The sequence below is a fragment of the Bartonella sp. HY761 genome, from assembly GCF_026743145.1.
Lineage (GTDB): Bacteria > Pseudomonadota > Alphaproteobacteria > Rhizobiales > Rhizobiaceae > HY038.
In genome coordinates this window covers 883,801-908,413 of sequence record NZ_CP104887.1, presented here as the reverse complement: position 1 = coordinate 908,413, position 24,613 = coordinate 883,801, and the positions used below count along the sequence as shown (strand labels likewise).

The following is a 24,613-nucleotide window of genomic DNA, read 5'->3' as shown; positions in this document are numbered from 1 at the left end:
TTGGTTTTGTGGAGGTGAAACTAATGAGTGATTTGTTTTTATTGAGCGAAGAGCAGATGGCGCGAATATCGCCCTGTTTTCCACTGTCTCATGGGGTTGCTCGTGTCGATGACAGGCGCTTTATCAGCGGCATTGTCTATGTCATCAAACATGGTCTGCAATGGAAAGATGCGCCCCTCGGTTATGGTCCGCATAAAACGCTCTATAATCGCTTTATCCGCTGGAGCAGGTTGGGTGTATTTGACCGCATCTTCGCAATGCTGGCCGGACAGGGCCCAAAACCTCAACGCATCATGATTGACGCCACACACCTCAAGGCGCATCGCACGGCTGCCAGCCTGTTAAAAAAGGGGATATTCCCCGCCGTATCGGGCGCACGAAAGGCGGCTTGAATTCAAAGCTGCACACGGTCTGCGATCAAGATGGAAAGCCAATATGTCTGCTACTAACTGAAGGGCAGATGAGTGACTACAAAGGAGCCGCTCTTTTGCTAGCGCATCTGCCAGATGCCAAGGAACTCATTGCAGACCGGGGGTACGATGCTGACTGGTTCCGGCAGGCATTGCTTGACAAAAAAATAAAGGCTTGCATTCCGCCCAGAAAGGGCAGAACCACCGAGATAGTTTATGACAGGCAAACTTATCGGTTGCGTCACATAATCGAAAACCTCTTTGCCAAGCTAAAAGACTGGCGGCGCATCGCGACACGCTATGACCGATGTGCACACACCTTCTTCTCGGCTATATGCATCGCCGCAACCGTAATATTCTATCTTAATTAATGAGTCCTGAGCCTAGATTAAGCAATAACAATAAAGTTTAAAATTAACATCATTGTATAAATTGATAAGTTAATTGCTCTTTCAATCCATATCACTTGTCTTTTCAATAGAAGTGAAACCAAAGCTTTTAAAAAATGAAAAAACAACCTCATATAAGTTTAATTAATATTGCCTTATAAACCCCAACAAATGAAAATTATCGGTAAGATCAGGAATGATAAAATGACAATTGTGTTTTCTACAGATATACACAGTTTTGAATAATTAATTCTGCTAACAGCCAAAAAATAAAATAGGGCAATGCAATGAAACATATCAAAATTATAACCACCGGCGGCACGATTGCGTCCACCAAAAATAAAAATTCTGATGGTGTCGTTGCTGAAATAAAAGGCAATAATCTTATTGCAACGATTAAAGACCGATTACCAAATATCCGACTAACAGTTGACGATTTTTGTACATTGGATAGTGCGGCATTCACTTTGCCCCTCGCCTTCTCGCTAGCCAAGCAAATTAACGAAACCTTGCAACAGGCTGATTGTGACGGAGTTGTTGTAACTCATGGCACCGACACAATGGAAGAAAGCGCTTTTTTAAGCGATCTTATTGTACAGTCAAATAAGCCAGTTATTTTTACTGGTGCACAGCGCAATGCTAGCGAAAGTGATAGTGATGGACCACGTAATATTGTCGAAGCGCTTATTGCGGCTCAAAGTGATGAAACACAAAATCTTGGGACATTAATCGCCTTTGAGCATGATTTGCATGCCGCACGCGAAGTGAGCAAAACCCATACCTATCGCGTTGACAGTTTTCGCTCAAGCAGCTTTGGTAAAATCGGCTCTATTGAATTTGGCAAGGTGAGCATATGGCGTAAACCCCTGATGCGCCGCCCTATCGCAACAACGAGAATTGAAGATAATATTGGTTTTATGAAATTAGCCATGGGTGTCAGCCCAGATTACCTAACCTTTTCAGCAAGCCAAGGTGTAAAAGGTTTTGTACTTGAAGCCTTTGGTCTTGGCAATGCGCCTGATGGATTTGCGGCAGCAATCAAGGTCTTAACCGACAAAAAAATTCCGGTTATCATATCCTCTCGTTGTATTGAAGGGCGCACAATGCCCATTTACGGCGGAGATAGTGGTGGCGTCTCACTCGCTAAAGCCGGTGCGATTTTTTCAGGCTCTTTATCAGGTGTTAAATCGCGCATTGCACTTGCATGCTTGATAGGCGCAGGTGCCACATATGCGACTATTCAACATTATTTTGACGCGCAATAGACTTTGAGATACTTTAAAAACTCAAGAATAACGGTAAGCTCATGGGATTTTTAGAAGCAAATTATATAACATTCATCAAAAAATATGCCAATTTTTCTGGTCGTGCTTCACGGGCTGAATTTTGGTGGTTTCGTCTTAGTTATTTGATACTCTCAAGGATATTAATATGGGGAATACCAAAACTAGTAGAAACAAGTTTAGGACCAGTGTTATTTTCCACCCTGATACGTTTTTATGCCTTCTGTATTACTCTTGATCTCATACTTGTTATACCATTCTTGGCAGTAACATCTCGCCGCTTGCACGATAGAAATATGTCTGGATTATGGTCGATCATTATTATCATCCAAGCAAGCTTACCCTATTACGAACTATTTGCGGAACCAGATCCACTTACATACAAAATGTTAAAAGGATTATTTGCCATAGCAATGATTATTTTACACGTTATATTGATGTTTAGAGGCACTATGGGTAGCAATAAATATGGTCCAGATCCATTAAGACCAAATACGAATGCTGATATATTTGCGTAACATAATTTTATGAAAGCTAACAAATAAGTTTTCGCATTGGATGCCTCGCCATAATCGTTACAAAACGATAATATAACATCGAATCAATAAAAACTTTTTGCCACATTGTGAAAGAGTTCAAATTGCAATAAAGATTACGCATTTCAATTTAACCTTGAAATGCTTGTTATAGTATAAGGAACCCGCTTATGAGCGATGAAAAGACAAAAGAAACAAAAGACGAAAATGCAGCTAAGCCGCTTGCAGGACGTATGGAAGAAAATCTATTTCGCTCACGCTTCGTTTTCATCATCGGCGGAATTGATGACAAAATGGCCAAGAATGTTGTGGCGCAGCTTATCGGGCTTGCGCAGGAATCTTCAGATCCTATCTATGTCGTTGTGTCCTCACCAGGTGGTCATGTAGAATCTGGCGATCTTATTCATGATATGGTTAAATTTATTCCTGCCCCAGTTACCATGATTGGCTCAGGCTGGGTTGCAAGTGCCGGTACCCATATTTTCTTAGCTGTTCCAAAAGAACGCCGTTTGTGCCTTGAAAATACGCGTTTTCTTATACATGAACCATCAGGCGGCATTGGCGGCTCAGCAACCGATGTAGAGATTCAAGCCCGAGAAATTTTACGTATGCGCGAGCGTTTGGCTAAAATCATCTCACGCGAAACCGGACAACCAGTTGAACGGGTGCGCGCTGATATTGACCGCGACCATTGGATGACCGTCGAGGAAGCCATGGAATATGGTATTGTTTCGCGCGCCATCAGCACAATGTCAGATCTTGGGGCAGATCTTGGGGCAGCTCCTAGCAGCAGCCAAAAATAAGTCTCTAAATTTTGCTATATTTTTAAACCTGCTATGTGCTGTGCATCTAGCAGGTTTTTTTATTGGTGTCTGCGCAACATTTAATATAAATATGGACTGTCAAAATTTAAAATGGTTTTCACAAGGCCACCTTTTTTATTGCCCTCATAAAAAAGACAAATATTCAGTGGGTTAACCGATAGAGATAAGTTTTTTTAAATTAATTTAACTAGCATATAGTCGCTTGATGTGCGAAACTAAATGAGATGCGTTGTAACTGGAGTGCCTGTCATGGAATTTAATAGAATCCGCAATATTGCAGAAAAAATTCTATCAGCCGGATGGACCAGATTATCCTGCTTTGATTTTGAGTTCCAGCGCCGCAGCGGTGAATGGAGCGAACAAAAACGTGAGGTTTATTGCCGTGGTCCCGCGAGTGCCATTGTCCCCTATGATCCTATCAGACAAACTGTTCTATTGACCCGTCAGCTGCGTTTTCCTGCCTTTTTGAATGGCGAAAACCCAATGATGTTGGAAGCTTGCGCTGGCATTATTGATGAAGGGGAAACGCCGGAAATAGCCATTATGCGTGAAGGCGAAGAAGAACTAGGCTATCGTTTCCATCAACTCACCCGAATTGGACGTGGCTTTTCTAGCCCAGGCTACTCATCAGAAGAATTATATCTTTTTATCGCCACCTATGATGCAGGCGACCGCATCGGTGCAGGCGGCGGCCTTTATAGTGAAGGCGAAGACATTGAAGTGGTAGAAATGCCATTAGAAAAAGCTTTAACCATGGTTGAAAATGAAGAAATTATCGATCTAAAAACAATCCTACTTTTGAATTTATGTAAACAAAAGTTTTGTTAGTCGCTTTTTCTCTTGCGGGCTTGAATAAAATATGTAGTATCGAACAGATGAAAACAATTGATCGCGCCATTTTCAGAAATAAAAGCTTTGCTGCCAAGCAAGGGTTTTGCGCGACTGCATATTTCAGCAGCTTTTCTTTAGTAAGCATTACAAATGCACTTCTACTCGGCCTTATTAGCGGTTGTCGGGTTCGCTGAGAGGCGCCCGGCAGCCGATTTATGCCAAAACGGCAAAATGCCTCTTTTTCCATTATTTTCTGTTTTAACATTAGTTCGTAATGAAGAGTGATATTATGACTTATACTGCTGCAAAAAAAGGCATGGTCAATGCTGACCAAAAATATCAAGCATATCCACAAGTTGGTTTAAAGGACCGTACTTGGCCTGATAAAACAATTGAACATGCTCCTATCTGGTGTTCGGTTGATTTGCGCGATGGCAATCAGGCTTTGATTGACCCAATGGGGCAAGATCGCAAAGAACGTATGTTCCGTTTGCTCGTTGATATGGGGTTTACTGAAATTGAAGTAGGTTTTCCATCAGCCTCGCAAACTGATTTTGAGTTTGCCCGCTGGTGTATTGAGCACGGCAACATGCCAGACTATCTCAGCATGCAAGTATTAGTGCAATGCCGACCAGAATTAATCACCCGTACCTTTGAAGCCTTGGAAGGCGCCAATCATCCGATTGTCCATTTTTATAATTCAACCAGCGAGTTGCAACGCCGCGTTGTTTTTGGCAAAGATGTTGCTGGCATCAAGCAAATTGCGACCGATGCTGCAAAAATGATTAGCGACATGGCAGCAAAAGCTGGCAATGACTTCCAATTTCAATATTCGCCAGAAAGCTTTACTGGCACAGAGCTTGAAGTTGCACTAGAAATATCCAATGCTGTTATTGAAATCATTAATCCGACACCTGAGAAGAAAATGATTTTGAACTTACCATCAACGGTTGAGATGTCTTCGCCCAATATTTACGCCGACCAGATTGAATGGATGTGCCGCAATATCGATCGCCGCGACAGTGTCATTATTTCATTGCATCCCCATAATGATCGCGGTTGCGGTATTGCAGCTGCAGAACTTGGCTTGATGGCTGGCGCAGACCGCGTTGAAGGTACTTTGTTTGGTAATGGTGAACGTACTGGCAATGTTGATATTGTTACCCTTGCCTTAAATATGTTTACTCAAGGCGTTGACCCAATGCTTGACTGCTCTAACATTGAGCGCATGAAGGAAGTTTACGAATATTCCAACCAATTGCGTATTCCTGAACGCCACCCTTATGTTGGTGAATTGGTTTACACCGCCTTTTCCGGTTCGCATCAAGATGCCATCAATAAAGGCATGAAAATAATAAAATCAGCCAACTCGCCAATCTGGGAAGTGCCTTATTTGCCAATTGATCCGCAAGACGTTGGCCGCTCTTATGAAGCAATTATACGTATCAACTCACAATCGGGCAAAGGTGGTATTGCTTATATTCTAAATCAAGATTACGGTTTAAACTTGCCACGCAAATTGCAGGTGGAATTCCGTGATGTTATTCAAAGAATTACGGATATTGAGGGTAAAGAGCTTCAATCGCAGCGTATTTATGATGAGTTTATTAAGACCTATACCTCAGGTGAAAATGCGCGCTTTGGATATATTGACCATGAAAGCCGCCCAGATCCGGTTGATCGCAACCGCCGCATTGTAACGGCCGATATAACCGATAATGGCGTTGTAAAAAGCATTGAAGGCAAAGGCAATGGTGTTGTTGATGGCTTTATCAATGCGCTATCCAACTATATTGGTAAGAAGCTTTCGGTTATTGATTATTCTGAGCATTCCATGCAGCAAGGCTCTGATGCAACCGCCATTTGCTATATGGAGATTGCCTATCCTGATGGTCATGTCTTTGGTGTTGCCATTGATGACAATATTACAAGTGCCTCACTAGCAGCCATTTTAGCCGCTGCAAACCGCATCGCATAGCTTCAACATATAACGTACAAATATCATATGCCCATTTAAGTCTTAAGATTTAAATGGGCATTTTTATTAAAGCGTTTTCCGAAAAGTGTGAAGCGGTTTTCGGACAAAAAACGCGGTGTAAACAATGAATTAGAGCGCCGATCTGATCTAATCAGACCGAAATGCGCTCTAGGAAAAAAACAAAAGGCTTTAATTCTTGGTTTCAGTAGTATGAAACTTGTTTTCACGTAATGTGCCAAATAGACGCAATTTTTCAAGATGCTCCCGTTGCACTTTATAAAACTCTGTAAGAAACAGACGTTCTTGCCCGGGTTGCAATATTTCTTGAAAATTAATTTTTTGCATAATGGTCTTTGCTACTAATTTTATCTGACTATCCATTTGCGATAAATTACCATCGCGCAAAATTGCTTCTAATGTTTGCAATTCATGGCGACCATAAATGTCTAATTGCTCGGGTAAAAAGCTAAATATAGAGCTTTTACTTTTTAAACCACCACTGCTTACGACAAGATCAGGCATTAAAACCGACGTCGGATTTTCAACGACCAATGTTCCTGCAATAATATCCCCTAATCTTTGACGGCGGCGATTAGACAATGGCACAATAACAATAATAGCAGTCCAAACTAATGTGAGAATTTTGCCCCAGACTGGTAAATGCCCAATATTAAGCATTAATATTACTGGCGTAAAAATCTCGACTTCTTTCATGAGATTTCGAGCGGTGATTTGGTGCGGTGTTAAACGTCGTCCATTGATATTGATAACCCTAATTTTTAAAAATCTTTTACCTAAAGTTCGACCATTCCAAATAAGTTCAGAAAAAATATAATAGGGTGTTCGTATTAAAAAAAATGTCAAGGTTATCAAAGTAGAAGCTGCCGTCCAACCAATAACATCGGTTAGCATTAAAACCCGAAACATGATAAAGATTAAAACATACGTCAATAATAAATCAATAGCTTGAGCGCCAAAACGGCTACCAATTGTTGCAACAGTAAAATGGATGGGTACGCCCTCAGGTGGTACAAATTTCCAAAGACGAGGATTAATTCGCTCTTTTTTACTCATCTCCTACTACCGCCTTTTATAGGCTTTTCACGCCCGCTCAATAATAACCAAGTAAACCAAAAGCCGCCCATTCCCCAACCAATTAATAATCGAATTTCCGCAGACTGGACCGTCTGACGCATAAATCCTTCTAAAAAGGCAGCAACTATGAGCATGATAGCTGCAAGAATAACTAACTTTACCGCATCACGTGATTGATGCTTTAATGCATCTTTGCGCGTACGCAATCCCGGTAATAAAACTGCTAATCCCAAGCGCGCACCACCAGCACAAGCAATTGCTATCGCAGCAAGTTCCGTAACGCCGTGAATAGAAAGCCAAGCAAAAATATCATAGCCTACTCCCTTTTGCACATGCATGCCAAAAAACGCACCAAGGATTAAACCATTATAAAATGTCAGCAAAAAACTTGGAACAGCTAAAAAAATACCCAATGCAAATATGAATATTGCAATTTGAGTATTATGAGAGAACAAATCTGCAGCAAAATCGGTTAACTTATCAACAAAATTTTCTTTATCGCTATAAATAGATTTAAGAAGCTGCTCTGCACTAGCTTCTGGCGTTCTATCGTCAAAGACGCTGGATGGAACCAAGCTATAAAACCAAGATGTGTCTTGATTAAAAAGCTGGAAACCAACCACAGCTCCCAATATAAGCGCCAAAAAGCCAACAAATAAAGGCAAGGCTGAACGCCTTACGGCTTGGGGAATACCAGAAACAAAAAGCCGACTGATAACACCTCGCAAGCTTTCTTGCGGTGCATAGACCACAAGGTAGGCACGAGAACAAAGACTTTCCAAATACTCAATCAAAGCTAAATCAAGAGAAATGTCACGCGCAACACTTAAAGAATTAACAGCTTGGCGATAGGTGTCGGTAAGTTCATTGGTTTCTTGATAGCTAAAGCTTGAAATACCATTTTTTTCAGCACGCTTTATCAATTCATCAAGCCGCAGCCAATATTTTTCACGCTCCAAGCGAAAGCGCGATGAACGCAAATTACCCTGCTCCGTGACAATAATTGCATCATCGCGGTTAACATTGCTTGAAAAAGTGAATTCATGACCGTAATTAGCCCCACTCATATCATTCCCCGCAATTTAATATCGATATAGCGTGATATCAAGTTAGTGGTCAGCAATTCAGGCGCACTATCAAGACACAACACCCCCATCCTATTTAACTTTTCCAAAACTGCGCGCCGTTCTTCAATAATATTATGAGCCGACACTGCTCGCGCAATCGGCTCTAATCCTAAAACCTCTGGCTTCGTCATTTTATCAAGAATTGGGTCCTTCATTGCTACATAAACAACCAGATGCTGACGGGTCAAAACCTGCATATTTTCAATCATTAATTCAGCAGTTATCGTATCAACAAAATCGGAAAAAATAATTACTAATGAGCGCTTTTTTAACTTTGTTGCCAATTGTGTGAGACCAAGGGTATGATTAGTTTCCTGTGTTTCATATTGCATTTGAGCACATGTTTTTTGAATGCGACTGAAGGCATTGCGCCCAGGAGTTGGCGGAATAAAAATACGCGGTCTGCTATCAAAACTATAAAATCCAACATTATCCCCCGCAATGCCCGATGCCCAACACATCGCCAAAGCTGAGTTTATAGCACAATCAAGTTTGGAAACAGTTGCCAATTGCTCGGCCATTAAGCGCCCACTATCAATGCATAAGACGATCTGATGATTTCGTTCAATCCGCGTTTCGCGTACAATGAGACTTCTCGTTCGTGCCGAACGTTTCCAATCAATACTACGAGGATCCATGCCCGCACTAAATTCACGCAACTGGTGAAATTCACTACCATCACCACGTGTTTTCATATCCTTTTGTCCCCCGGCTAAAGGATAGATTTGGGTATAGATTGCCCCTGACAAAACAGGAGAAATATCAGGAACAATATCTATTGTCTTATTGATTGGAAAGGAAATAAGAAACTCCAGCAAAGACAATTTTGACGACCACTTCAACCAAAGAGCAGGTATTTTAAACTCGCCACGTTTGGTAGGCAAAAGCTTGGCGCGCGATGCCGTTTCCTTTGCTCCTTGTTCATAAGCAAGGTTAAATTCTGGCTTACCAACCAGCACCAATGGCAGATCAAGGCGCATAACCAGATCCTTGGGCAACACATCTTTTTGCACAAAAATTTGCGCAACAAGCTCAATATCTTGCCCAACAAATCCCTGTTTAGGTAAATCCGCAATTAAACCAATACGCTTTGGTGGTAGCGATACCAACGCATCTATAACCAAAACACCCATTAAGACTGCCCAGAAAAACGGTAAAAGCCAGCTAAGACTTGAAAACCAAAAGGCAACGATAATAGTTGCAACAGTAAGACCTAAAACAAGGGTGATGAGGTGAATTGAAGGGCGCATCTATCGGGGGGCATCCACACGGTTAATAATATTAGTTAGAACATCTTCGGCTGCTTTCCCGTCAATTTCTGCCGCAGGTGAAAGCACAATACGATGGCGAAGCGCTGGAATAAACAAAGCTTGTACATCATCTGGAATTGCATAATTGCGTCCTTCAAATGCGGCACGGACACGAACAGCCGACGCAATAGCATCGGCGGCACGGGTTGACGCACCATATAATATATCACCATCCGAGCGCGTAGCACGAACAAGGTCAACAATATAAACAAGAATGGTCTCATCCAACCGAATATTATCAAGAAGGGCATAAGCGCTTTTTATAAGATCGGCAGTAAGAATTTGTTTTAATTGTGGTTTATTGGTATCTTCATGTATAGCTTTAGAGCTATGAGCGGTTAAAATGGCAATTTCTGTTTCACGATCTGGAAAATCAACAACCAACTTGAAAAGAAAGCGGTCAAGCTGCGCTTCTGGCAGGGGATATGTTCCATGTTGCTCAATAGGATTTTGGGTAGCTAGCACAAAGAAATTATCACCAAGGGAATAATCGCTACCATCAATGGTTACCACACGTTCGTTCATAGCTTGCAATAATGCTGACTGTGTCTTTGGCGGTGCACGGTTAATTTCATCAGCCAAAAGAATATCTGTAAAAATAGGTCCCTTGGTCAAATGAAACTTATTGGTTTCAAAATTAAACAAATTAATACCAAGCACATCGCTTGGCATCAAATCTGGCGTAAATTGAATACGTCTATATTGCATATCCATAACACTTGAAACACAACGCGCAAGCAAGGTTTTAGCTGTCCCAGGAGGCCCTTCAACAAGGCAGTGCCCCCGTGCAAAAATTGCCGTCAACACAAGATCAATCAGCGCATCTTGCCCCTGCACATATTTGTTGATTTCATCGCGTATAGACGCAACCAAATTATGGAGTTCATCGAGATTCAAGGTCTACTCTCCTTAGTAATTCGCGAAAATCTTCTAAATTTTTGTGTAACTCGTGATGCCTCATTATTGGTCCAAGCAGCATTAAAGAACGAGCCAAGGAAGCAAATTTTTCTGCCAAAATTTTATCCTTTTGAGCGAGCCGTTGTATGAAACGATCAATCCCCGCTTGATTACCACCACTTTCGCCAAAAGCTTGTACCGCCCTATCCAACAAACTATTTTGCACAAATTGTGCGACCATTTGTCCATCATTGCCCGAGAGGCGCAGCAATCTTGCCATAGCACTTACTGCTGCTGTTTTTGATATTTCAATATTGTCATTTGCATCTTTTAATGGCGGGCCAAAACGAAAAGCGCCGCGCCATAGGCAAATGATGGTAATCATTAAAATTGCAGCCCAAATAGTCGACAAGGGATATTCAAAAAGGCGAGCAAAATCGCTAGCATCGCGTTTGTATGGCTGAGGCTTAACCTCTTCATGGGCTTGGTTGGAAAATAGTCTTTCATTTACATCGAGAAAAACGGACTTTGCATCTAATTCAGCCAACATATCATTGATCATATCAACAGCTATGTCTCTATTATTACCAAGTGCAAGCCCATGATTATTGAATAAATCAGGATCTGATAGGAAGTAAGTGGAATAATCACCAGAACAATAAATTAATAATGCGCCAGCCTTTATGCCAAGCAATTCCTCACATTCATCAGGAAGAGTACCGCGGAAAAAAAACTGCGCATCATAAAGCTCAACTTTTCGCATTTGGCCGCTGATGGTTTTAATATTTTCGCGCGTAAAGCTATTCAAAGAACGATCCAATTGAATACCACCATAATCAAGCGTGTCCATGACCCACTTGACATTGGGTAACAACAGTAAAAAATTATTATCAGCTTTAAGGTTTTCGCTTACTCTTTTATCCCATTTAGGCAACACAACCATTGTATCTAATTCAATAACCTTGTTTTTTAAGGTTTGCGCTAGCTTACGGCGCGCATCAGTAAAATATGGAAGCTGATAATGACCATTTAAATATGGAAATATGATTGCATCAGTTGAAAGAATACGAAAATCAAATTGCGTGTCCAAATAGGTTTTATATTTATCAAAGCTTGTTGTTTGGATATCCTTTGCTTTTAACACAAGCTCAAGCCCTTTATTTCCTAAAGCTGAAAGCTCATAAGGCTTATTGCGCCATTGTGATGTAAACAAAAATAAAGCCAATAAAAATAAAGCAATGAGAATGACTACAACGAAAATTTTACGCATTAGCCATCTTCCTTATATTTAAAAAAATTCTGGCTTTGCTGATCAACTCGTCAAATTGGTCTGACGTTATTTCTTGCCCACCATAATGCACAAGTTCCGTTGTTTTCAACAAAAGCTCCAACTCATCACGTTGCGGCAATAATTGGGGAAGACGGCGAAAGATGGTCCGCTCAGTGTCAGAGCGTGCAAGCCGTGTAGAACTAAGACCAGCTCCATGCAAAAGGCACATCCGCAATAATTCTATCATCGCTACGCGTTTGTCATCAATAGCTAAAATTCCTGATAGAATATCATTAGGCGCGCTTGAAACAATATTGCTTGCATTTCCCCAACTTTCAGGTATCTCGCCTTGCGGCTTTATATCTTTAGGGGAATTATTCAACAAAACACCGGAGCCGCCAAAGCGTAGCCAAAGCAGAATAACAACAACAATAATCACCAAAACAGTAAAAACTGAAGTTGGACCGATTAAAATTGGCGTTGACGAACGGTTGCTTACTGTTCGACTTTTTTGCTCCGGTTGCGATTGTGTCTGCTGTTCTTCGGGCTTTATCTCATCATGTCCATAACTTATTTTGCAATCAAATTTATATTTTTCACACTCTTCAATATATTGACGTTGATTAACTTGATTTTCAGTACTTATGCCTTGCGATGGATTAGAAGAAGTATGTGAACGGGCAACATTCTGTCCTTTGGCAATTGTGATACCAATTACCAAAACACACAAAATAAGAAAACCTAATGCCTTTTCAGTCTTTATCATTAATAATCACACTTATATGTCTTGTAAATTATATGGTCCAGTTGGATATTCACCATAATTATTGACACTTTTGGTCCCCTTCAAAATAAGCATGCCAAACAAAACAATAAGAAAAATAAGACCCGCAGCACTTGTATTTACAAGTGATAATATTTCTTCAATGCGTTAAAAACAAATGAAACAATATTATAAAATAATATCACCACCAAAATTCTGATAGATATGAGCGACTAGAAAAATTGGCATATCTTTCAAACAACACCGCCTTTATTGCTCCCCCCCATTTATATCCCTTACATTTAAATGACAGCTATTTATAGGAAGCCAATTGGATTAAATAATATTAATTCTATACTATTGACATTATTACCAAATATTACAACTAAAACACTTATTCCATAGCGCATTTATTATCGTAAAACAGCCTATATCCATAGAAAAAACTTATTTATTCACATATATAAATATATTAATCCTACATTTTCTATCATTATCATGAGAATACACTTAGATCGACCTTTACGCGAACAGGATTTTCTCCATATTTATTAGGACCACTGTCCCCTTTTTTAATTAAAACAATAAGCAGAATAAAGGTCAATATACTAAAAGCAACTTTATAGATATTTATAAAATCGGTTACTCTATACAAATCTAAAAAATCTGGAGTGAATAGCTCGGTCAAAAACCGCATCCATATGGTTATAGCTAGTCCAACTAATATAAGGCTCCACCAACCAGAAAAATTAAGATCGTGCAAACGCCGTACAGTTATTCCAATACGGGGGAAAAATAACACAAGCAAAAATACATTATTTACTATAAACCAACCTAAACCAATGAAATCGCTATGAGCGAATTCCAACCATGAAGCTAAGCATTGTAAGGCAAAAATAAAAATATAGCATAGTACATAAAACAACATGAACCACCAAAATTCAGACCGTGATGCACGCCCAGAAAATTTTAGATATTTTTTAAAAATTGCTGTCCTCACGGCTTGCCAAAACCCCATTAGCCCCCCCTTTTTTTACAGCAACTCATCCCACCAGTTTTCATATTTTTTATAATAGTCAATATTTGGCAGCCCCTCTTTAATCGCGAAGTTGGATTGGTAATCAAGTTTTTTTAAAAAATTACCAAAATTTTCAGCCAAAAAATATTTTTCAAAATCTTCAATGTCCTCACCAACATCTGTTGGAGTATAAAATACCTGTCCTGTATTTGAATCAATGTAAATTGGATTTCCTCCACTATCTTGAGAAATAATAATGGCATTTACTAAAAACTGTTGACCTATAGCATCACTCTTAAAAAAATTTGTTTTTGTTTGAATAGTGAAGTGTAATTTATCAAAAGGTTTTTTAACATAAAAAAAATACCTTAGAGTTATCGGAAAATCTACGTAAATAGTCTGTTTATTTGCATATCCTCCGTTATAAGTTTTATAAAATTCATAAAACAAATCTGATCCATTAAATGTGCAATTTATTTCGTTAAAAATATCACTATCATCAACAGGAACACCACATTGCTTTAATCTGACACCGTAAAATTTTTCAATTTTCATTTTATGATCCTGTTACTTATATTTTTATCGAATATATTCATTTTTAAATTTATATTTATTTTCAAGAAAATACTTCGGTATCTATTTTAAGCGGCGCAGGATCAGATCCAAACCGATTAGGTCCTTTGGTCCCATTTTTAGCTAAAGTATTAAATAATAGGTAAGCACTAATAGAAAACATTATAACATTCACTGCAGAAATCCAGTGGTCTTCTGGTAAATATAAAGAAGGCAGAAATGCAGAAAAAAAAGGAATGTTAAGGCGTAAATAAACAGCAACAAATAATAAACCCCACCAACCAGTCATATTTCTATCATGTAAACGCCGCACTGTTACCGACAAAAAGGGGATTATTAACATCACTCCTAAAATAAAACCGCTAAGATCGTTAAGGCTAAGCTCTGGTTTTAACCAATCTGCGCGCGCCAATGGCTCCCCCCCTAATTGGTGAAGAGAACATAGATCGATCGATTTTTTTATATAGCCAAACAATGAGTAAAACAAACAGGATATACCACCAAAATTCTGCACGCGACGCACGACCAGAATAATTAAAAAGCTTTGTAACCAAAACCGTTTTAATTGCAGCAAAGGGATTCATTCATAGTTACCTTATTTCCATTCTAATAATGACATTGTTCATGCACTATAATTTAGATTTATTACAGAATAGAATAATAATAAAATTCAATATTTTCTGTGTGTTACACATAAAAACAAAATAATATATTTCCTTAAAGCTTGTAAATCCTTTACCATAAAAATCATCAACACAAATATATGTGTTTTGAATTAATTGACACTTTATTTTAGATAGATGACCTCATATTGGTCCAATCCCTTAAAATTTTAACGGTGAGATTTTAATGCTTCATAATTATAAAACACTGGGCACATTACCCAGAATACTGATTTATTGTCTCAGTATTCTGGTATTGTTGGCTGGTATTTACTTCACCATAGCCGGTAGTTACCTTCTTTTTTTAGGAAGCACCACTGGTTATTATCTTGCTCTTGGCATTGCGCTTTTAGTAAGCGGGCTATTAATGATAAAGCTTCGCCCCCTTAGCGTTTGGATATTTGTCCTTATCTTTATTGCAACCGCCATCTGGTCTTATTTAGAATCAGGCCTTAATTATTGGCAGAATTTTCCAGACCTATTCCCGCTTGGTGTTGCTTTATTTCTTGTATTGCTGGCCTATCGCCCGCTCATGCGCGCGCAGGGTCGTGTTGCAAGTAAAGGTTCTTATTTCTTTGCCTTGCTAACGCTTCTTGGCCTAAGTGCAACAATTTATGCATCTTTCAGCCCTAAAAATGTTATTTATAATACCCAAGTTGCGCCTGCCCCTGTACCTGTTACAGCAGAAAACCAGCAAAAGGATTGGAAACATTGGGGTAATGATGATTATGGTAGCCGCTTTGCTGCGCTTGACCAAATCACTCCGGAAAATGTTAACCGTTTAGAAGTTGCATGGACAGCCCATACTGGTGACATTGCCATAAGCACCGGTGCTGGCGCAGAAGACCAGAACACACCATTACAAATTGGTGTAAACCTTTATGTTTGCACACCTTATGGTAAGGTTTTAGCTTTTGACATTGATACAGGTAAAGAAAAATGGACGTTTGACCCCAAAGGTTCCGCGCCGACATGGCAACGGTGCCGTGGTCTTGCCTATTTTGAAGAAACCGATGCCAATATAGTGGCAGCAGATGAAAATGGCGATAAATGTTTACGCCGCCTATTTTTACCAACTGGTGACGCGCGTCTTATCGGCATTAATGCCGACACAGGTAAAGCCTGCGAACCATTTGGCGACAAAGGTATTGTTGATTTAAAAATTGGCATGGGCGAGGTAAAGCCTGGCTATTATCAGCAAACATCAACCCCACTTCTAGCCGGCGATCTTGTTATTGTTGGTGGCCGCGTTGCTGATAACTTCTCAACTGACGAACCACCAGGGGTTGTTCGTGCTTATTCTGTACATGATGGCAAGCTTGTTTGGGCTTGGGATCCAGGTAATCCTGAAATCACTACAGTGCCACCAGAAGGTCAAACCTATACACGCGGTACGCCAAATGTGTGGGCAGCAATGTCCTATGATCCAAAGCTTGGCCTTGTTTATTTGCCAACCGGCAATTCAACTCCTGACTTTTGGGCAGGATATCGTAATGAGCTTGATGATAAATACTCATCTTCAGTTGTAGCACTTGACGTAAAAACCGGTAAAGTGCGTTGGCATTATCAATTTGTGCATCACGACATTTGGGATTTTGATACGCCAGCCCAGCCCGTATTGCTTGATGCACCTGATGATAAAGGCAATATTGTCCCTGCCCTATTTCAAGTAACCAAGCAAGGCATGATTTTCTTACTTAACCGCGAGACTGGCGAGCCAATTTCAAAGGTTGAAGAAAAGCCTGTACCACAAGGCGTGGTTAAGGGTGAACGCTATTCGCCAACACAGCCCTATTCTGTCGGCATGCCGGCTTTTGGTAATGATACACTAACCGAAGCCGACATGTGGGGTGCAACCCCATTTGATAAGGTACTTTGCCGCATCAAATTTAAATCATTGCGCCATGAAGGTGTATTCACACCACCTGGTCTTGATTTATCCTTGCAAATGCCAGGCTCTTTGGGTGGCATGAATTGGGGATCAGTTTCTTACGACCCAACCCTTGGCTATGTGTTTATCAATGATATGCGCCTAGGACTTGCTAATTACCTTGTTGAGCGCAAAGACATTCCAGCCAATGCTTCAGGCATTGAAATGGGTATTGTGCCAATGGACGGCACACCTTTTGGTGCAATGCGCATGCGCTTCTTGTCACCCTTAGGTGTTCCATGCCAAAAGCCACCTTTTGGAACAATGTCTGCCGTTGACTTGAAAACCCGCAAAATCGTTTGGCAAGTTCCAGTTGGCACAGTGCAAGACACCGGCCCAATGAATATGGCACTTGGTGTTCCCGTACCAATTGGTATGCCGACCCTTGGGCCATCATTATCAACCCAATCTGGCCTTGTTTTCTTTGCTGGCACCCAAGATTTCTATTTGCGCGCCTTTGATAGCCGCACCGGTAAAGAGGTATGGAAAGATCGTTTGCCAGTTGGTAGCCAAGGTGGGCCAATGACTTATGTTTCGCCTAAAACAGGTAAGCAATATATTGTTATTACTGCTGGTGGCGCTCGCCAAAATGCCAAACGCGGCGATTATGTCATTGCCTATAAGCTAAAAGACTAAGTTTATAGCAAATACTTAACAATGAAAGGCTGCTAACGCGGCCTTTTTTTTTATTTACAATATAGTAAAAATAGAAATTATTTACTTTTAAAACCCCATGCAATAATTTAATAAAATTATTGCATGGGGAACATTTAAAATGGCAATTTTCAACTTATTTTCAAAAAGGCAAAAAGCTTTAAGAGGCGAGGTTAGTGATGTTTATCAATATGATGAACTGCCTGAAAAAATGCGAGTGCAAATTTGCCATATCTTAAATGATCTTTTGTCTTTGAGCAATGTGAATTCTCGATACAAATATGAAGCGAAACAAATTTTTATATTGATCGTCAAACAGCTTAGCCGTGAATATGGGCTTACACAGCTTGTTGGTGGCATCTATCACAATGATAATGATGATACGCTAATTAAATTTATTAGCACTGAAAAAGATATAGAAAAATGCCTTGATGCCATTGAGCTGGTGTTTGGCTTTTTTACAAAATGTTTTGATAATAAAGAATTTGGCTGGCATGAGCAAATCCTAGAATCCAATTTTAAAGATCTCATCGTTGAGCTAAACCATCGCTTCAAAGAAAACAGCGTCGGTTATCAATTTATAAATGGTCGTATAATTCGCGTAGACTCTGAATTATTACATCAAGAAGCAGTCAAACCTGCTTTAAACCTTTTAAGTGACACAGATTATAGCGGTGCAAACAATGAATTTCTTGCAGCCTTTGAACATTATAAAAATAACGAATATTCCGCAACTTTAATTGAATGTTTAAAAGCATTTGAAAGCACCATGAAGATAATTTGCACCAAACACCAATGGTCATTTGATAAAAATGATGCTTCCAGACAGCTTATCGATATTTGTTTAAAAATGGACTGATCCCTAATTTTTGGCAAAATAGTATGAGCCACTTACAAGGATTATTAGAAAGTAGCGTACCAACTGGCCGCAATAAATTAGCAGGCCATGGTCAAGGTGCAAATCCAATTGAAATTCCAGATTATATTGCAAGCTACATATTACATATGACTGCATCGACCATTGTTTTTCTTATCAATGCAGAAAAGGCCATTGGTAACTGATTTGTGCATAATCCATGCTTTAAAACTTTAGTCATGCAGAATTATTATTCTTTTTTGAAAAACAAAATTTTTAAGGCAATAAAATAATAACCCACAACAAAACAAAATAGCTGAAGCATAATAAAGCGTCATTGCTTGCTCGCTATAAATATCAGCCAATGCGCGCAAAAAAACCGCAAAGGTAAGCAAAATAAATGGCGCAAAAACCAGTCGATTGACTGATGCTTTTTTAAACTGGTATCGCAAGCAAAGGCGTATCATCACCGCTAGCATCGATATTGCCATAGCGCCTATAGTGATAATGTGAATTGGAAAGAGTGATGGTAAAATTGCAAATCCCGCCAATGTTATAGACAAAAATGCAATGATTATAAATGCGTAACCAAGCACTAATAAGAAGACTAAAATTGGGTAAGGTGGTCTTAAAATTTGCCACCGCACGAGGCGTATAATATTAAGCATAGCAGCAGCCAAACCAAAATAAAATTGCGCTAAAAAGCAATAATCACTGACCCAAAGCCCTAGAGCTATTACGCTTACAAAAATGGTGGCACTATCGATTAAACCATGTTTGGGTGGCCCCTCGCCCCTGCCGCAGCCTTGAAATGCAAGACGCATATAAGCAGGGATCATGCGACCACCCACAATAATAATCAACACCGTAAAAGCTGCCACAGCAAGCTTGCAAAAAACGAGAACATCACCATTTTTTATTATTTGATAATGAAAGGTAATATTGGCAATCATAATTATAAATAGCCCGATAAGGACTTTGAAATCTCGCCACTTTTTTGCTTTAATAACTGGAATTGTTAAGCACATAGCAACGCTTGGTAAAAATATACTATCTAATAGACTGACCAAAAATGCAGGTAAAACACTTGCCAAAATCATAGCAACGCGCCCTAGCAACCAAAGGGTAAATAGCAATCTTATAAGCCTTGACGAAAAAGGCAATTCACCGGTCCAATTGGGAACAACCGTTAGCAAAAAACCAGCTAGAATAGCGGCGCCAAATCCAAAAAGCATTTCATGGGCATGCCAAAAAAAAGGAGTATAACTGCCAGTTAAATCCACTTCACTGCCAAGAAATGGTAGCCAGAACAGAAAATGCAACGCTCCCCAAAGTACGCCAAAGGTAAAAAAAGGCTGGTAGGCAAAGGATTTTTTCATAAAACCTTCATCCCAAAAGATTTGTCATAAAGCTATCAGCACCGCTTCAATAGCTATGCTGATAACCAGTTTTAATCTTTAAATCTTAACTAATATTGTTATAAAACAATAGCGCGCTCAACAAATCGCGCACCTTCCAAACCATGAATAAAGCCATTAGCCAAAGGCATATCACCACAGTGATCTGCAATTTTTTGTGTTGCTTCCTCAGCCGATAATTGCCCAGCAATGAGATCATTAAACAAATGCGCGATTGCAACCATATCACAATCTTGTGGCGACAAGCGAAAATGACGAACGCCAATATCAATAAGCGATTGCATTTCATAAGTTAAAGCTTGGCAATTATGTGACATGGTTTGAATACCATTAAGGCTTAAAAAATCTTTGCCATCAAGGGTGCGGATTGGCAATCCATTGGGATCTTCACCGCAGACAAATTGACAATTGTCCTTAATATGACCTTTCGAGCGGGCATGAGCGCAACGGGCAGAGATAGCCAAAGGAAGCCGGCCAAAAGCAAAAACTTCAATATCAGTGACATCTTTGGTTTTTTCAACAATCGTTTTTATTGATTGAAAGGGCAATTCTGGCGGCAAACAAATGCGTTTTGCTCCGCGGCTTGCTAAAAAGCGAGCTGTGGGCGCATTATAAACATTAAGCAATGGGCTAATAATATGCTGATGATCATTTAATAAATTAACCGTTCCAAGGTCATTGACTTCAAAAACACAATCATTACGAGCAAGCACTTTTTTAACGTCTTTGCGTTCACGCTCAAGCGTTACCATAGCAAGGGTGCTGTAAATCACTTTTTTTCCAGCTTTTTGAAGCCGATCAGCGACTTTATCAATAAGCTTATCGGTAAAATGCAAACGTTTAGAACAAATGCTTTCGCCAATACTCACCGAAGTGATTGGCGCTTCATCGGCGATACGATAATAAAAATCGCACCATTTATCAGCATCCCATAAATAATAAACTGGTCCCATGGATAATGATATTTGTCTATTTTTCATCATTTATCTCCACCGTTTTTCATAAGCACCTGAGGTGGTTTGTTGCCCCTCACTTAATGCACGTAATTTTGATAAATATTGACCACGACTATCGCTATCGGTTTGCAATGCGGCTTTTAATGTAGCAACGACTTGCGCCACATAGGCTTTGCCGCGTTGGCGTCCTTCAATTTTTAACGCACTGACGCCAGCATCGCGCAAAGCGTCAAGATGATCCATCACATCTAATGAAATCGGGTCTTCAAAGGCATAGCCTGGTTCATTGGCAATGGCGAAACGCCCTTTGCAAAGCGTTGGGTAGCCAGCAGCTTCGCCACGTTCAAAACGGTTTATTGTGTAGTCCCCTAAAATAGATAGCATTGCATCACCATCTCGCTCATAACGCACATGACTTGCAGGTGAACAAACACCATTCATATTGGGTGATTTTCCTGCGGCGTAAGATGACAATGAACAACGTCCTTCCGCCATCACGCAAAGACCGCCAAAGGCAAAAACTTCAATTTCGCAATCAATTTGTTTAGCAAGTTTGGCAATATCGCTAATTGTCAAGGTGCGTGGCAAAACAACACGCTTAGCGTTAAATGATGAAACAAGGAAAGCAATAGCATCAACATTGGAGGCGGAAGCCTGCACCGAAACATGGAGGCGTTGTTGTGGATGCTCACGTGTTGCATAATCAAGCAGGCCAATATCAGCTAATATTAATGCATTAGCACCAATTTCTACTGCATCATCAACGCCGCTAAACCAAATATCTTCGCTGCCAGCACGCATAAAAGTGTTTAAAGCCACAAATGTTTGAACATTTTTCTTACGTGCATAAGCGATTGCATCAGATAATTCTTCACGAGAAAAATTTAAACCCGGAAAATTACGGGCATTAGTTTCATCGCGAAAGCCACAATAAACGCAATCGGCACCCGCATCTACCGCTTCAATAAAGGCAGATGGCGTACCTGCAGGACATATTAATTCCATTGCTTTGGCTCCTCTTTTAAAAAATGGCGGCGTAAATGCTTAGCCACTTTTTCGGTAATTGGGGCCAAAGGGCCACTTAATAGTGACAAATCATGCGGTAAATCTATTTCATTGTCATCAAGGGCATTACGCAAAGCAAGCATTGCTTCCATATCGCCAGTAATCATTACATCGCGCGAAAAAAACAACGCGTCAGCATCAAGCCGCCCTTCGGCCAAAGCAAGCAACAGGCCAAGCGGCCCCTCAACTTCAGCGTCGGCCTTAATATCTTTGCGGTCTTTGAAAAGTTTAATCGATTTTTGTTGCGGGTTGACCACAAACACCAAAGGCATATCGGTTAAAATGAAAGCAAAATTTTTGCTGGCATGTTCGCCAAGGCGATCAAATAATTTGGGGTGGACAAGCAAAATTTGCGAAAAAGCTAAACGCGCTGGCAGGCTTAAAAGCGGTAATGGCAGATGTGAAATGGCATTTTTAAGTGGTGGTGCAAGCTGCATAGCAAACCTCTTTTCGCAAATCATTTGACATGTGGCGCTTCGCGACATAGTGTCGCACAAAATTGCGTCATTATGTCGCAGATACCATGAATATATCTCAAGCGCCAGTGCAAGAAGTGGATTTTTTTTGATGAAAACCGTTTCAAATTTAAAAGTTTTTCTAAAGCAGCAACTTAAGCGAATTATTTTTCTAATGCCTATATTGGTGCCGTTTATGTTTATGCAGCTAATTTTGCCCCATCAGGAAAAAGCCCGTGCATGACTTAAACGCCTTTATAAAGCTTCTTGAGTCGCGCAATTTGTTAAAACGCATCAAGCGTCCAGTTTCAATTCGACATGAAATGACCGAAATCCATAAACGTGTTTTGGAAAAGCATGGCCCTGCTCTATTGTTTGAAAAACCAATAAATGAACATGGTGTCATTTCAAAAATCCCAGTCCTCACCAACCTATTTGGCACGGTAGAGCGCGTGGCACTAGGCCTTGGCATTGAAGAAAAATCCCTACCTGATCTTGGTCAAAGCCTATCGGATTTGCGCGAGCCTAGTGGTATTTCTTCACTTTCCGATCTTTGGAAAAAATTGCCAATGGCGCGTTCTGTCCTTTCCATGCGCACCAAAACCAAGCGAAGTGCTCCCTGCCAAGAAATTATATTAACTGGTGATGATGTTAATTTGGGAGTTTTGCCAATTCAGACCTGCTGGCCAGATGAGCCCGCCCCTTTGGTAACTTGGCCTTTGGTAATGACTGTTGATCCTGATAATCGCAATGATGTTAATCTTGGAGTTTATCGCCTACAAAAACTCGACAATAGCCATCTTATCATGCGTTGGCTTGCGCATCGCGGCGGCGCCAAGCACCATCACAAATGGCAAAAGCGACAACGCGATATGCCGGTTGCCATTATCATTGGCGCTGACCCTGCGCTTATTTTATCTGCGGTTATGCCCTTACCTGAAACCATGAGTGAGGTTGCATTTTCCGGACTTTTACGCAAAAGCCCAACGGATCTTGTGCAAGCTAAAACTGTACCCTTAATGGTACCAGCGCAAGCTGAGATTATTATTGAAGGTTATGTATCGCATAAGAATACCGCAAATGAAGGGCCTTATGGCGATCATACTGGTTACTATAATGCAGTTGAACCTTTTCCTATTATGGAAATTACCGCCATTACCATGCGCGAAAGCCCCATTTACCTTTCCACCTATACAGGCAGACCGCCCGATGAACCCTCGCGCATAGGTGAAGCCCTCAACCAATTATTCGTTCCATTGGTAAAAAAGCAATTTCCTGAAATTACCGATATTTGGCTACCACCAGAAGCCTGCTCCTATCGCGCAATTATTGTTGCCATTGATAAACGTTATGCAGGCCAAGCCAAACGTGTAATGCTTGGGCTTTGGGGCATGTTGCCGCAATTTAATTACACCAAGCTGATGATTGCCGTTGATCCTGATATTGATATTCGCAATTGGGATGATGTAATTTGGGCTTTATCCACCCGATTTGATCCAAGCCGTGATACCACTATTTTAGACAATATGCCGATTGATTATTTGGACTTTGCGTCACCAATGGAAGGGCTTGGCGGCAAAATGGCCTTAGATGCCACCAATAAGGTTAAAGGCGAAACCACCCGCGAATGGGGCAAAGTTTTAAAAATGCCCGATGAGGTAAAGTCAAAAGTTGATGCCTATTGGAAAGATCTTGGTCTATGATGAATGAACCTCAAAACATCCGCATTGTCGTTGCAATCACTGGTGCATCAGGTGCCGCTATTGGTTTAAAAATTATTGATTATCTTCATGCCGAAAAGCATATTGATTTGCACGTCGTTGTTTCTCCATCTGCACAAAGAACAATAAAAACCGAAGTTTCAAAAGAAAATTTGCAAAAATATAAGCAATTACAAACCAATTGTAAGAGCAATATAATTTTTCATGAGTACCACAATATTGGGGCAAGCATCGCTAGCGGCTCATTTAAAACTGCCGCAATGATCATTGCTCCCTGCTCGATGCACAGCCTAGCGGCTATCGCCAATGGTCTCGCAGACAATCTCATTATTCGGGCGGCAGATGTTCATTTAAAAGAACGGCGGCGGCTCATCTTATTGGCGCGCGAAACGCCGCTTCATCTTGGTCATTTGCGCAATATGGTGCAAGTGACTGAAATGGGTGGAATTGTCATGCCACCAGTACCAGCTTTTTACCACAAGCCACAAACCATTGATGATATTGTTAATGACCTTGCCTTACGCGCAATAAGTCTTACCAATATATCAATCCATGCAAAGGCAAAAGAATGGTTTGATGAATAAGATTTAAA

General features: G+C 40.4%; 23 protein-coding genes and 1 pseudogene. 10 read left to right on the top strand and 14 right to left on the bottom strand.

Translation table 11 applies throughout. The features are described from left to right. Positions 1-23: 23 nt before the first annotated feature. The 6 genes from N6A79_RS03805 to leuA all read left to right on the top strand — a co-directional run bounded on the left by N6A79_RS03805 (position 24) and on the right by leuA (position 6,251). Positions 24-781, top strand: a protein-coding gene (locus N6A79_RS03805) for an IS5 family transposase (RefSeq protein WP_268545646.1) whose coding sequence is annotated in 2 segments (ribosomal slippage) — positions 24-357 and positions 357-781 — 759 coding nt in all. Because the reading frame shifts where the segments join, the coding sequence is not laid out codon by codon here. A gap of 305 nt (positions 782-1,086) precedes the next feature. Next, the gene (locus N6A79_RS03800; protein ID WP_268547058.1) at positions 1,087-2,064 is read left to right on the top strand and encodes an asparaginase; all 978 of its coding nucleotides are present in this window, start codon (positions 1,087-1,089) and stop codon (positions 2,062-2,064) included. 41 nt (positions 2,065-2,105) lie between these two features. Then, a complete protein-coding gene (locus N6A79_RS03795; RefSeq protein WP_268547057.1) occupies positions 2,106-2,600 on the top strand; it encodes a DUF805 domain-containing protein in 495 nt (164 codons plus the stop codon). Between the two features lie 188 nt (positions 2,601-2,788). Next, positions 2,789-3,421, top strand: coding sequence for an ATP-dependent Clp protease proteolytic subunit (locus N6A79_RS03790; protein WP_262079989.1), 633 nt, complete (start codon positions 2,789-2,791; stop codon positions 3,419-3,421). Between the two features lie 270 nt (positions 3,422-3,691). Beyond that, the gene (locus tag N6A79_RS03785) at positions 3,692-4,270 is read left to right on the top strand and encodes an NUDIX domain-containing protein (RefSeq protein ID WP_262079988.1); all 579 of its coding nucleotides are present in this window, start codon (positions 3,692-3,694) and stop codon (positions 4,268-4,270) included. Between the two features lie 292 nt (positions 4,271-4,562). Continuing rightward, positions 4,563-6,251, top strand: a complete 1,689-nt coding sequence (gene leuA, locus N6A79_RS03780) for a 2-isopropylmalate synthase (protein WP_182418978.1) — start codon at positions 4,563-4,565, stop codon at positions 6,249-6,251. Between the two features lie 189 nt (positions 6,252-6,440). On the opposite strand, the gene N6A79_RS03775 is transcribed toward leuA, so the two are convergent. The 10 genes from N6A79_RS03775 to N6A79_RS15855 form a co-directional block, all read right to left on the bottom strand. Further along, positions 6,441-7,325 carry an RDD family protein gene (locus N6A79_RS03775; RefSeq protein ID WP_268547056.1) on the bottom strand — a complete coding sequence of 295 codons (885 nt, stop codon included), beginning with the start codon at positions 7,323-7,325 and terminating at the stop codon, positions 6,441-6,443. Beyond that, positions 7,322-8,413: a stage II sporulation protein M gene (locus tag N6A79_RS03770; protein WP_268547055.1), complete on the bottom strand. Its 1,092-nt coding sequence runs from the start codon at positions 8,411-8,413 to the stop codon at positions 7,322-7,324. The genes N6A79_RS03775 and N6A79_RS03770 overlap by 4 nt, the downstream gene beginning before the upstream one ends. Next, entirely contained in the window at positions 8,410-9,723 is a 1,314-nt protein-coding gene (locus N6A79_RS03765; RefSeq protein WP_268547054.1) for a DUF58 domain-containing protein, read from the bottom strand. Before N6A79_RS03765 ends, N6A79_RS03770 begins: the two co-directional genes overlap by 4 nt. Beyond that, positions 9,724-10,680 carry an AAA family ATPase gene (locus tag N6A79_RS03760; RefSeq protein WP_268547053.1) on the bottom strand — a complete coding sequence of 319 codons (957 nt, stop codon included), beginning with the start codon at positions 10,678-10,680 and terminating at the stop codon, positions 9,724-9,726. Next, complete coding sequence (locus N6A79_RS03755; protein ID WP_268547052.1) at positions 10,667-11,950, bottom strand: hypothetical protein; 1,284 nt, start codon at positions 11,948-11,950, stop codon at positions 10,667-10,669. Before N6A79_RS03755 ends, N6A79_RS03760 begins: the two co-directional genes overlap by 14 nt. Beyond that, positions 11,943-12,716, bottom strand: coding sequence for a hypothetical protein (locus N6A79_RS03750; protein ID WP_268547051.1), 774 nt, complete (start codon positions 12,714-12,716; stop codon positions 11,943-11,945). The genes N6A79_RS03755 and N6A79_RS03750 overlap by 8 nt, the downstream gene beginning before the upstream one ends. Positions 12,717-13,209: 493 nt before the next feature. Continuing rightward, positions 13,210-13,731 (bottom strand): DUF805 domain-containing protein, encoded by a 522-nt coding sequence (locus N6A79_RS03745; protein WP_268547050.1) that lies wholly within the window; start codon positions 13,729-13,731, stop codon positions 13,210-13,212. 15 nt (positions 13,732-13,746) lie between these two features. After that, complete coding sequence (locus tag N6A79_RS03740; protein ID WP_268547049.1) at positions 13,747-14,286, bottom strand: SMI1/KNR4 family protein; 540 nt, start codon at positions 14,284-14,286, stop codon at positions 13,747-13,749. A 61-nt stretch (positions 14,287-14,347) separates the two neighbouring features. After that, the gene (locus N6A79_RS03735; protein ID WP_442784246.1) at positions 14,348-14,716 is read right to left on the bottom strand and encodes a DUF805 domain-containing protein; all 369 of its coding nucleotides are present in this window, start codon (positions 14,714-14,716) and stop codon (positions 14,348-14,350) included. Continuing rightward, on the bottom strand, positions 14,682-14,888 hold the full coding sequence (locus N6A79_RS15855) for a DUF805 domain-containing protein (RefSeq protein WP_442784245.1): 207 nt from the start codon (positions 14,886-14,888) through the stop codon (positions 14,682-14,684). The genes N6A79_RS03735 and N6A79_RS15855 overlap by 35 nt, the downstream gene beginning before the upstream one ends. A gap of 265 nt (positions 14,889-15,153) precedes the next feature. On the opposite strand from N6A79_RS15855, the gene N6A79_RS03730 reads away from it, so the two are divergent. Both N6A79_RS03730 and N6A79_RS03725 read left to right on the top strand, forming a co-directional pair. Then, a complete protein-coding gene (locus tag N6A79_RS03730) occupies positions 15,154-17,532 on the top strand; it encodes a membrane-bound PQQ-dependent dehydrogenase, glucose/quinate/shikimate family (protein ID WP_268547047.1) in 2,379 nt (792 codons plus the stop codon). A 139-nt stretch (positions 17,533-17,671) separates the two neighbouring features. Next, positions 17,672-18,612, top strand: a pseudogene (locus tag N6A79_RS03725) (STM4504/CBY_0614 family protein). Between the two features lie 27 nt (positions 18,613-18,639). Here N6A79_RS03725 and N6A79_RS03715 read toward each other — a convergent pair. The 4 genes from N6A79_RS03715 to ubiT form a co-directional block, all read right to left on the bottom strand. Beyond that, complete coding sequence (locus N6A79_RS03715; RefSeq protein WP_268547044.1) at positions 18,640-19,785, bottom strand: NnrS family protein; 1,146 nt, start codon at positions 19,783-19,785, stop codon at positions 18,640-18,642. A gap of 98 nt (positions 19,786-19,883) precedes the next feature. Further along, positions 19,884-20,807 (bottom strand): ubiquinone anaerobic biosynthesis protein UbiV, encoded by a 924-nt coding sequence (gene ubiV / locus N6A79_RS03710; RefSeq protein WP_442784244.1) that lies wholly within the window; start codon positions 20,805-20,807, stop codon positions 19,884-19,886. After that, positions 20,808-21,785: a ubiquinone anaerobic biosynthesis protein UbiU gene (gene ubiU, locus N6A79_RS03705; RefSeq protein WP_268547043.1), complete on the bottom strand. Its 978-nt coding sequence runs from the start codon at positions 21,783-21,785 to the stop codon at positions 20,808-20,810. It abuts the gene before it with no gap. After that, positions 21,776-22,282 (bottom strand): ubiquinone anaerobic biosynthesis accessory factor UbiT, encoded by a 507-nt coding sequence (ubiT, locus tag N6A79_RS03700; RefSeq protein ID WP_268547042.1) that lies wholly within the window; start codon positions 22,280-22,282, stop codon positions 21,776-21,778. The genes ubiU and ubiT overlap by 10 nt, the downstream gene beginning before the upstream one ends. Before the next feature lie 254 nt (positions 22,283-22,536). Between ubiT and N6A79_RS03695 the strand changes: the two genes are divergently transcribed. Both N6A79_RS03695 and N6A79_RS03690 read left to right on the top strand, forming a co-directional pair. Next, complete coding sequence (locus N6A79_RS03695) at positions 22,537-24,003, top strand: UbiD family decarboxylase (RefSeq protein ID WP_268547041.1); 1,467 nt, start codon at positions 22,537-22,539, stop codon at positions 24,001-24,003. Beyond that, the gene (locus N6A79_RS03690) at positions 24,000-24,605 is read left to right on the top strand and encodes a UbiX family flavin prenyltransferase (protein WP_268547040.1); all 606 of its coding nucleotides are present in this window, start codon (positions 24,000-24,002) and stop codon (positions 24,603-24,605) included. The genes N6A79_RS03695 and N6A79_RS03690 overlap by 4 nt, the downstream gene beginning before the upstream one ends. The last annotated feature ends 8 nt before the right edge of the window (positions 24,606-24,613 follow it).